We start from the raw sequence: 2,086 nt of genomic DNA, 5'->3' as shown, positions 1-2,086 counted from the left end.
CATTTATAATGAATGAAAATATAGTTAGCCGGGTTTTTCACGAAAATTTAAATTATTGTTAATAATTTTTAAACAATATTGTAATTACTATAACTGCTCTAATAAATGGAGCAATCAATAATGTACATAATAAAAAATACTTTAGCTGCTAGTTTGGTCTTATCTATCAGTTCATGGTGTATGGCAGCAGGTAATCCTGTTGCTGTTGGTGATGTCGTGGGACGTGATCTATCTGTTGCCTTAGTTGGTTTTTTAGGACACGTTGGTCTACTAGCATCAAATAATAATGTTTCAGAAGTAAATCAAGCGACAGATTATGTCGATGTTGTGCGTTTTAAAACCGTAGAAGGATTTAAAACTGATAAATATTGGGGGGCGAAAGCAAAAAGTAATTTTGGTTTTAAAGCACCATATACCTCAGCTTCTAACCAGATCATTGGCTTATCCAATCAGCAACGTCCTTATGTCGCTTATACTTTATGGAGTGCTACAGCTAAACCTGCAGTTCAAGAATGTACAAGGTATGATGCAAATGGTAAATGTACAGCTTTTAGTTGGAAAAAGGGCACCTTTAGGTGTGATTCTTTTGTCCGCTGGATGTATGAGCAAACTGGAAATGGATCACTTGGTGGTAGCTTACCTCGTACAACTTTTAATAGTTCTCTTTTAACGATTACACGCTAGATTTTCATCATTATAAGGTTAGAGTTATCTATATGATTCTAATCTTAACAATAAGACTGGTTTTATAGAAATGAAAAAAAAGTATTGGTTTATTTTTTGTGTTTTTATTATATTGATTTTTATATTTATTTTTTTATTTCAAGGTTCCAGTAGCTCGGTGAGTAAGACTCATGGAGAATCAGCAAATAGTGGTTCTAGTATACCCACTCAAAAAAATTCACTAGAAACCGGAACTTTTGATATGGATGGAAAATTTAAACCAGAATGGGGAAAGGAACTGGAACAGGTGAATGATAGNCGTACTCTTAGTAGAAATGAAAAATTGGATATATATACTCAGTTATTAGAAAAATATAAGAAAAATCCTGATGCTATCAAAGAAATTTTACTTGGAATGTCAACTATCAACCCGATCGAAAAGGTAGATGAGATTATTCCATATTTGAATGATCATGATGAATATATTCAAAATGCGGCTTTAGGTGCACTTTCTAATGCGAGCTTATTGACTGAAGATGAACATCTTCAACGAAAATCACTTCCTCAATATGATCAAATACGAAATAAAATTTCAAAATCAGTCAATCAGTTATATGGAAATGAAAAAACATCGGACAAACTAAAAGAATCTATAATCTCAAGTTACGGTACCACTAATCCTTCTGATATAGATACAACAAAGATGCTAGCAGATATATTTAAGTCAGGGTATCTATCGGACAATCGTGCTGCATATGTTGCCAATACTTTAACCAATGGAAAAAATCTGGATGATTCACTGAATTCATTGAGTCGTATGGAAAGTATAGCTAGAGATGCTGTTATTTCTAGTATTGGTAATAATATTTTGAATAATCCACAAACAGTTGATATTTTAAATTTTCAACAAAAACAAAAGATTATTGATTTTATAAGGAAAAATCCACCATCAACATCTACGGAACAGTTTGGGAGTCAGCAAGACCTTTGGACCAACACTTTAAATCTGTTAACGCAATCTACTGATTAAATTAAAAAGTTAGATCAGATTGATAAACGTTTTTAATACCCAAGGAAGCTTTTAGAGAGCTTCCTTGACGTTAAGACTTGGCTAAATTATTAAAGTTCAATTGGTTCTTTAAAAAAAGTGACTGTTGTCAAGATCGGCACTGCGAAAGTAGGGATCAAAAGCATGATCCAATATTCAACATGATGACTTAATTCAATCATGTTTGATAAAAGTACACCCAATACTAGAACGATAGCGATGCAAGCTGCAAATTGTATAAAGAATTTTTTAAGCATGGTATTACTCCTGTTTAATTTAGATAGTGACAGCTGAGCTTAAAACCTTTTGTGAATAATCATTTAAATTACATTGATTACATATTGGACTTGAGTAAACAAACTTGCAACATATATT

2 protein-coding genes are annotated in these 2,086 nt (G+C 32.2%); one reads left to right on the top strand and one right to left on the bottom strand.

Annotated features, from left to right (window positions below; translation table 11 throughout):
* Window positions 1-120: 120 nt before the first annotated feature.
* Entirely contained in the window at window positions 121-684 is a 564-nt protein-coding gene (locus KPC_RS19315) for a hypothetical protein (protein ID WP_228212348.1), read from the top strand.
* Between the two features lie 1,098 nt (window positions 685-1,782).
* On the opposite strand, the gene KPC_RS19305 is transcribed toward KPC_RS19315, so the two are convergent.
* Window positions 1,783-1,968 (bottom strand): hypothetical protein, encoded by a 186-nt coding sequence (locus KPC_RS19305; protein ID WP_121975927.1) that lies wholly within the window; start codon window positions 1,966-1,968, stop codon window positions 1,783-1,785.
* Between the last annotated feature and the right edge of the window lie 118 nt (window positions 1,969-2,086).

The organism is Acinetobacter stercoris (assembly GCF_900323515.1).
Lineage (GTDB): Bacteria > Pseudomonadota > Gammaproteobacteria > Pseudomonadales > Moraxellaceae > Acinetobacter > Acinetobacter stercoris.
Note: the sequence above shows the minus strand (reverse complement) of the source record. Positions and strands in the feature narration are given on the sequence as shown.

Bases quoted from the DNA above. Each gene is read 5' to 3' on its own strand.
- KPC_RS19315 (WP_228212348.1), top strand. From the start codon at position 121: ATGTACATAATAAAAAATACTTTAGCTGCTAGTTTGGTCTTATCTATC.
- KPC_RS19305 (WP_121975927.1), bottom strand. From the start codon at position 1,968: ATGCTTAAAAAATTCTTTATACAATTTGCAGCTTGCATCGCTATCGTT.